Raw genomic sequence first — 8,315 nt, forward strand, 5'->3', positions numbered from 1 at the left:
TGGCCATGCGGGCCGAGGACATCAAGCCGCCGGCCGGCGATACGCGCGCCTACGTCGCGGGCACGCAGCGCACCTTCGCGCAGATGAACGACGGGGTGGCCTTCGTGGGCAACGTGGGGGTGGGCGCGGGCGCCGACACCATCTACGCCGGCGCGGGCGACGACGTGGTCAATGCGGGTGCGGGCAACGACATCGTGTTCGGCGGCACCGGTAACGACATGGTGGCCGGCTACGACGGCGACGACTTCGTCGAAGGCGGGGACGGCAACGACTGGCTGGAGGGGGACTACGCCGTGCAGGCCATGGACGGCGAGCAGGCGGTAGAGACCCTCACCTACTACGGTGCCAGCATGGTCGTGCGCAACACGCTGGATGCCGCGCGCCATGGCAGCGACGTGCTCGACGGCGGCGCGGGCGACGACACCCTGCTGGGGGGCGGAAAGAACGATCTGCTCTACGGGCGGGCGGGTGACGACCTGATCTACGGCGACCACCGGCGCATGAACGGCCCGCAGGCGGGCGACGATCTGCTCGATGGCGGTGACGGCGACGATGACCTGTTCGGCGGCGGCGGCAACGACGTGCTGCTGGGCGGCGCAGGCAAGGACATCCTGGAGGGCGACGACCGCACGGGCGAGATCGATGCGCAGTGGCACGGCGCCGACCTGCTGGACGGCGGCGCAGGCGAAGATGCTCTCTACGGCGGCGGTGGCGACGACACCTTGCGCGGGGGCGACGGCGACGACTGGCTGGCCGGCGAGGACGAACGCACCGAGAAAGCGGTATCCACCCTCACCGGCAACGACGTGCTGGATGGCGGGGCCGGCAACGACACCCTGGTGGGCGGCAACGGCAACGATGCGCTGCTGGGCGGCGAAGGCAACGACCGCCTGAACGGTGGCGCCGGCAACGACACCCTGCAGGGCGGGGCCGGCAGCGACGTGATGGACGGTGGCCTGGGCGATGACACCTACGTGCTGGAAGCGGACGACGTGCCGGTGAACTCGACCAGCACCGCCGAGCTGTTGCGCGACGCGGGCGGCAACGACACCGTCGTCGTCTCGGGCCGGCTGCAGGCCGCGCGCACGAACAGGGCGGCCAACCTAGCGCTGAGCGTGGGGGACCCTGCCGAGCAGCGCGCACTCATTCTGGAGGACGGGTTCACGGGTGCATTCGAGACCCTGGTGGTCGATGGGGTGCAAACGCGCGTGTCCGAGTGGATCCGCGCCAACGTGACGGAGGACAAGACACTGGCGGCGGGCGCGGGAGGCGAGGCGTTCGGGGGCGCCGGCGCCGACTTCATGGTCGTGGCGGCCGGCGGCGCAACGCTGGAAGGGGCCGGAGGCAACGATACCTTCGACCTCTCGCCGGCCAACGAGACCGGTGGCGCGCGGCTGCGGTTCCGGCTGGGCGACGGGCAGGACGTGGCCATTGGTTCGGTGAGTGGCGCCACCCTGGCGGGACAGCCGGGCTCATCGGGGGGAGGCACCCGCCAGGCCAACGTGTTCGAGTTCGGCGAGGGCATCACGGCGGCAGGGGTGTCGCTGGTGCGCCAGTACGTGGGGAGCGACATGGCGCTGTTCCTGCGTTACGGTGCGGAGCCGGGCGGTGCGGGCGGCGACTCGATCCGCCTGGATGGCCTGACGGGCGAGGACGGACGGACCTTCGACCGCCTGGAGTTCGCCGATGGCTCGGCCGTGACCTGGGACGAAGCGGTGGCCCAGGGCATCGTGCTGGACATGCGCGCACGCACCGATTCGGGCGCCGGGTATGGCGAGGGCACCGCCTACCGTGACCTCATCACGGGGCGCGACGGCAGCGACCGGATCTACGCAGGATTCGGCAACGACGTGGTGAATGCCGGCAGCGGCGACGACCAGGTGTGGGGCGGCGCGGGCAACGACGTGATCGATGCAGGCGCGGGCAACGACAAGGTGTACGGCGACGCTGGCAGCGACGTCTTCCTGTTCGGGCGCGGCGATGGCAAGGACGAGTTCTCTGCCGGGCCTGCCGAGGCCGGCGCGGTCGATGTGCTGCGCTTCAAGGAAGGTTTGGCGCTGTCCGACCTGGTGGTCTCACGGGTGGATGACGATTTGCTGGTGCGCGTCGTCGGAACGGACGACCGCGTGACCGTGCGCTCGGCCTATGCCGATCAACCGCTGGCGCGCGTGGAGTTCTCAGGCGGTGCGGCCTTCGCGCTGGCCGATCTGCCGCTCACGCCGGGCAACGCCCAGGCCAGCGCGGGCGCCGACACGATCTACCTGCTGCCGGGCGGCGATAACGTGAATGCACAGGGCGGTCAGGACGTGGTGCGCGGCGGGCGTGGCAACGACACGATCGACGGTGGAGCCGGCGACGACCAGCTCTATGGCAATGCCGGCGACGACGTGCTGTCCGACAGCACGGGCGACAACACCTTCGATGGTGGCGACGGCAATGACCGCATCACCGGCACGGGCAGTGCGGTCAACGCCGGGGACGGCGACGACACGGTGGAGGTGCCTGGCGCCCGGGTCATCCTGGGGGCAGGCAACGACACCCTGGTCGTGCGCCGGTCGGTGGCTGCCGTGGGGCAGACATTGCTGCTGGACGGCCGCACTGCTGCGGGCACGGCGCGCACCGTGCGCTTTGCCTCCGGCATCGCGCCCCAGGACGTGACCTTGGCCGCCGTGCCCGGCAGCAACGGGCGCAAGGACCTGCTGGTGCAATGGCCCGGTACAGGAGCCAGTGGCGTTCAGCAGCTACGCATCGATGGCTTCATGGGATTCGAGGCCGACCGCCAGGGGTTGCGCTTCACCTTCGAGGATGCGCCCGCCACGGTGTGGAGCTACCAGGATGCCTACCGCCGCGCCAATGTGGGCACGGCCGGCGACGATGCGCTGCAGGGGGGCGCCGGTGACGACGAACTCGACGGCCTCGCCGGCAACGACAGCATCGAAGGGCTCGCCGGCAACGACGTGCTGCGCGGCTCGCAAGGCGCGGACACGCTGCGCGGGGGCGAGGGCAACGACACGCTGATCGCCGGCGAAGGCAGTGCGATGGGTTCCGACACGCTCTATGGCGATGCTGGGGATGACGTGCTGGTGGCCTCCACCAGCGGCACCTCGCGGCTGTCGGGCGGCGAGGGAGCGGACACCTTCCGCATCGGCCCGGGCGGGCGGCATGTGATCGTGCAGGACGACGCCGTGTCGCAGGACGTGCTGGAGTTCGACGCTTCGATCGCGCCGAAGGACGTGACCGTCACGCACGTGAACGGCGCGGCCATGCTGGTCGCCCGGGACCCGGTGTCCGGCGCGCTCCGCGTCTCGGTGGAGCTGCAGGGTTTGCTGCGCAACGCGCAGCCGGGCGGCGTGGCCGAGGTGCGCTTCGCGGGCAGTCCCGCCACCGTGTGGACGCTGGAGAACCTGCGCGAGCGCGCGCTCCAGGGCACCGCGGGTACGGACACGGTGATCGGCTTCGACTGGCGCGACGACCGCCTCGCCGGTGGTGCGGGCGACGACACCCTGCGGGGCCAGGGCGGCAACGACGTGCTGTCGGGCGACGCGGGCAACGACGTGCTCGAAGGCGGCCTTGGCGACGACGTGTACCTGGTCGGCAAGGGCGAGGGGCGCGACGTGATCACCGAGACCGGTGGTACGGACACGCTGCGCTTCGGGGCGGGCATCGCCGCGGCGGACGTGAAGCTGGTGCGCACCTCCAGCCCTCCCACCGACCTGACCGGCCGCACGACGGCGTTCGCTGCGGCGGACTCGCTGGTGGCCGTGCTGCCCGGGGGCGGGCAGGTGTGGATTCCGGGGTTCTTCAGTGCGGGGGGCGGGATCGAAGGGATCGAGTTCGCCGATGGCGCGCGCTGGAGCCTGCAGGACATCCAGAGCCGCACGGTGGACGCTCGCGGCACGGCCAATGCGATGCAGGGCACGGCAGGCGACGACACCTTCACCGTGGACCATGTGGCCGACACCATCGCCGAAGGCGCGGGCCAGGGCACCGACACGGTCAGCAGTGCCGTGTCCTATGTGCTGCCGGGCAATGTGGAAAACCTCACGCTCACGGGTGTGCTGGACATCTCGGGCGTCGGCAACGCCGCCGCCAACGTGATCACCGGCAACGCGGGCAACAACGTGCTCAACGGCATGGGCGGAACGGACCGCCTAGTGGGCGGTGCGGGCGACGACATCTACGTGGATGCGGCCGGCAGTGCCAGCGAAAACATGGACGTCATCGTGGAACGTGCCGGGGAGGGCAACGACACGCTGCTGCTCGATGCCAAGAACCGGATGCTGGACGAGAACGTCGAGAACCTCGTGCTGATGGACTGGAGCAATACCTTCCGAATGATCCCCTTGGAGTCCTATTACGGATTCCAGCCTTCCTACCAGCTCTACGATGGACGAGCGGACGAATCCCGGCTCCAGCTCAGCGGAAACACCGGCGACAACACGATCGACGCGACGAACCAGGGTCGCATCAGTGCCACGTTGATGCGCAACCGTTCTGAAGTGCTCGGCGGCATCGTCCTGGATGGGGGCCTGGGCAACGACACGCTGATCGGCGGCGCCGAGGACGACTACTACGTCCTCGACAGCCTGGGCGACAAGGTGGTGGAGACGGGCATCGCGGACAACGGGACCCAGTTGTCCCTCAACGACACGGTGGTCTCCTCCCGCATTTCCATCGACCTGCCGCTCAATGTGGAGAACATCGAACTGCTGGGCGACCAGGCGATCAACGCCACCGGCAACGACCAAGCCAACCAGATCCGCGCGTCCCGGAACACGGCGCGCAACGTGCTCACCGGCAAGGGCGGCGACGACACCTACTACGTGGGGATCGACGACGCGGTGGTCGAGCAGGCCGGCGGCGGCACGGACCGGGTCATCATCGACGTCATGGCGATTGGCGCCGCGGCCTATCATTCCAGCGGCAAGGTGTTCCGCCTGGACGACTACGCCAATGTGGAAAACCTCGCGGCCAACGGGCAACTGCGCGGCAACCAGCCTGTGCAGGGCGTGCACCTGGTGGGCAACGCCGGCAACAACACCGTGAGCGGCTCCTTCCAGGACGACATCGTGGAAGGCGGTGCGGGCGACGACGTGGTGGAAGACCAGTACGCAGCCATCCGCCCGACGGCTTCGGTGTACTCCAGCGGCTGGGACAACGATGAGCTGCTGGGTGGCGCGGGCGATGACCGCCTGGTGAGCTATGCCGGGCGCGACGTGATGGACGGCGGCACGGGCAACGACACGCTCGTTGGAGGCGATGTCTTCCGTTTCGGGCGGGGCGATGGCCAGGACGTGATCACGGCATGGACGGGCCGCGCCAGCGTGGACCGGCAGCAGGCGCTGCGCTTCAAGGCCGGTGTCGTGGCCTCCGACGTCAGCGTGCGGCGGGTCGGCGATACCTTGGTCGTGGGCATTCGCGGCACCACCGACCAGGTCACCGTGCAGGGCTTCTACGGAGACCAGGAATTCAACGCGGTGCGGCGCATCGAGTTTGCCGACGGCACTGCCTGGGGTTTCGATGCGCTGATGCGCATGACTGACCCGAACACCGTGAACCACGCGCCGGTCCTGTCGGCAGCGCTGCCCGAGGCCAAGGCCGCCACGAACACGCCGTTCAGTCTCGTGTTGCCGGCGGGCGCGTTCAAGGACGAGGACGCGGGTGAGGTGCTGACGTACAGCGCCACGCTGGCGGATGGCAAGCCTTTGCCCGGGTGGCTCGTGTTCGATGCATCCAAACTCTCGTTCAGTGGCACCCCAGCCGCCACCGACCAGGGCGCTTTGAACGTGCGCGTGACGGCCACCGATGCGATGGGCGCGCAGGCGAGTGGCAGTTTCGCGCTGAGCATCGCCGCGGGCAACAGGCCGCCCGTGGCGGGCGCAGCGATCGCGCAGCAGCGCGCCACGGAAGACGCCGAATGGCGGTTCACGGTGCCCGCCGGCACGTTCACCGATGCCGACGCGGGCGATGTCCTGACGTGGACTGCCCAGTACCCGGGTGGAGGCTTGCTCCCTGATTGGCTCTCCTTCGATGCCGCTACGCGGACCTTCCACGGCATTCCGGCAGGCAGCGATAGCGGACTGTGGGAGGTGGAAGTGGTGGCGACGGACCGCGCAGGCGCATCCGCGCACCTGGCTTTCGAAGTCTGGGTGGATGCGGTGAACGACGCACCGGTGGCCAAGACCCCGCTCACCGCGCAGTCGTTCAAGCAAGGCGCCGCATGGAGCTTTGCCTTGCCGGCCGACGCGTTTGTCGATGAGGACGAGGGCGACGTGCTGACCTATTCCGCTACCCTGTCATCCGGCGCCGCGCTGCCGGCGTGGCTGACGTTCGACGCTGCCAAGAAGACGCTGCGCTCGTCCAGCACCTCGGCGCCGGCGGGCAGCTACGAAATCACCATCACCGCGACCGATCAGGCAGGTGCCAAGGCCTCCCAGAAGCTGCCGCTGACCGTACAGTCCAGCGCGATCACGGGCACCAGCGGCAATGACACCCTCACCGGCACCAGCGGCAACGACACCATCGACGGCGGCGCGGGCGCTGACACGATGACGGGCCTGGGGGGTGACGACACCTACGTGGTCGACAACGCCTCCGACAAGGTGGTGGAGGCCGCGAACGCGGGCATCGACACGGTGCTGTCCAGTGTGAGCTTCACCCTCGCTGCGAACGTGGAGAACCTGACCCTCACCGGTGCGGTCGCCATTGATGGAACGGGCAATGCCCTTGCCAACACCCTGACGGGCAACAGCGCTGCCAACCGGCTGGACGGCGGCACGGGTGCGGACGCGATGACCGGTGGCGCAGGCAACGACGTGTACGTGGTGGACAACGCGGGCGACACGGTGATCGAGGCCGCCAACGGCGGGACCGATGCCGTGGAGTCCTCCATCACCTACACCTTGGCGGCGAACGTGGAGAACCTGACGCTGACCGGCACGGCTGCCATCAACGGCACCGGCAACGCCCTGGCCAACACCCTCACGGGCAACAGCGGGGCCAACCGGCTGGACGGCGGCGCGGGTGCAGATGCGATGGGCGGTGGCGCAGGCAACGACGTGTACGTGGTGGACAACGCGGGCGACACGGTGATCGAGGCCGCCAACGGCGGGACCGATGCCGTGGAGTCTTCCATCACCCACACCCTCGCGGCGAACGTGGAGAACCTCACGCTGACCGGCACGGCCGCCATCAACGGCACCGGCAACGCCCTGGCCAACACCCTGACGGGCAACAGCGGGGCCAACCGGCTGGACGGTGGCGCAGGTGCAGATGCGATGGGCGGCGGCGCAGGCGACGACGTCTACGTGGTGGACAACGCCAGCGACACTGTGACGGAAGGCGCCAACGGCGGCACGGACACCGTGGAATCCTCCATCGCCTACACGCTGGGCAGCGACGTGGAGAACCTGACGCTGACGGGATCGTCCGCGCTCAACGGCACCGGCAACGCGCTGAACAACCGGCTGCTGGGCAACGCGGGCGCCAACACGCTGACCGGCGGCGCGGGAGCGGACTATCTGGACGGCGCGGCCGGTGCCGACACGCTGGTCGGCGGATTGGGCAACGACACCTACTGGCTCGGCAGAGGCTACGGCCTCGACACGATCCAGGAGAACGACAGCACCAGCGGCAACCAGGACATCGCGAAGTTCGCCAGTGACATCTCGTCGCGCCAACTGTGGTTCCGCAAGTCGGGCAACCACCTGGAGGTGAGCGTCATCGGCACGAACGACAAGTTCATGGTGACCGACTGGTATTCCGGTACCAAGAACCAGGTGGAGCGTTTCGACGCGGGGGACGGCAAGAGCCTCACCAACAGCCAGGTGCAAAACCTGGTGCAGGCCATGGCGTCGTTCTCGCCGCCCGCGGCGGGGCAGACGACGCTGCCAGCCAACTACCAGAGTGGGCTGGAGTCGGTGCTGGCGGCGAACTGGAGGTGAGTGAAAAATGATACGACCCGGGTTAGTCGGCCCTTCACGCCTGGCGCCCGGGCGGGTCATCGTGAGCGACCGGACCAAGCTCGTGCAGCCGCTGGAGAACAGCGTCATCCGACGCATCGGGGTGATGCCTTGCGCAGCAATTGGGGCGATGTGGGCTGTCGGCGTCGCTAGCGCACCATGCTGAAATTGCTATCAAAAGAAGAGCAAAACAGGCAATCAATACGCCGGCATGAGAGGGATTTCATGGGCTTTGTTGCACAAACACGGCAGTAGAACTGGTAGCCTGAGCCGATGAGTGAACCCAAGGGTCGCAAGCGGCGCTACAAGACAACGAATTGGCCGGCGTACAACGCTGCGCTCACAGCGAGGGGA

At 68.7% G+C, this 8,315-nt stretch carries 1 protein-coding gene; it reads left to right on the forward strand.

Translation table 11 applies throughout. The annotated features are described in order from the left end of the window. The first annotated feature begins 5 nt into the window (after nt 1–5). Nucleotides 6–7,943, forward strand: a complete 7,938-nt coding sequence (locus AVKW3434_RS23995; protein WP_284407840.1) for a putative Ig domain-containing protein — start codon at nt 6–8, stop codon at nt 7,941–7,943. Nucleotides 7,944–8,315 lie beyond the last annotated feature (372 nt).

Origin of the sequence: Acidovorax sp. SUPP3434 (genome assembly GCF_030159015.1) — a bacterium.
GTDB lineage: Bacteria > Pseudomonadota > Gammaproteobacteria > Burkholderiales > Burkholderiaceae_C > Paracidovorax.

Bases quoted from the DNA above. Each gene is read 5' to 3' on its own strand.
- AVKW3434_RS23995 (WP_284407840.1), top strand. From the start codon at position 6: ATGCGGGCCGAGGACATCAAGCCGCCGGCCGGCGATACGCGCGCCTAC.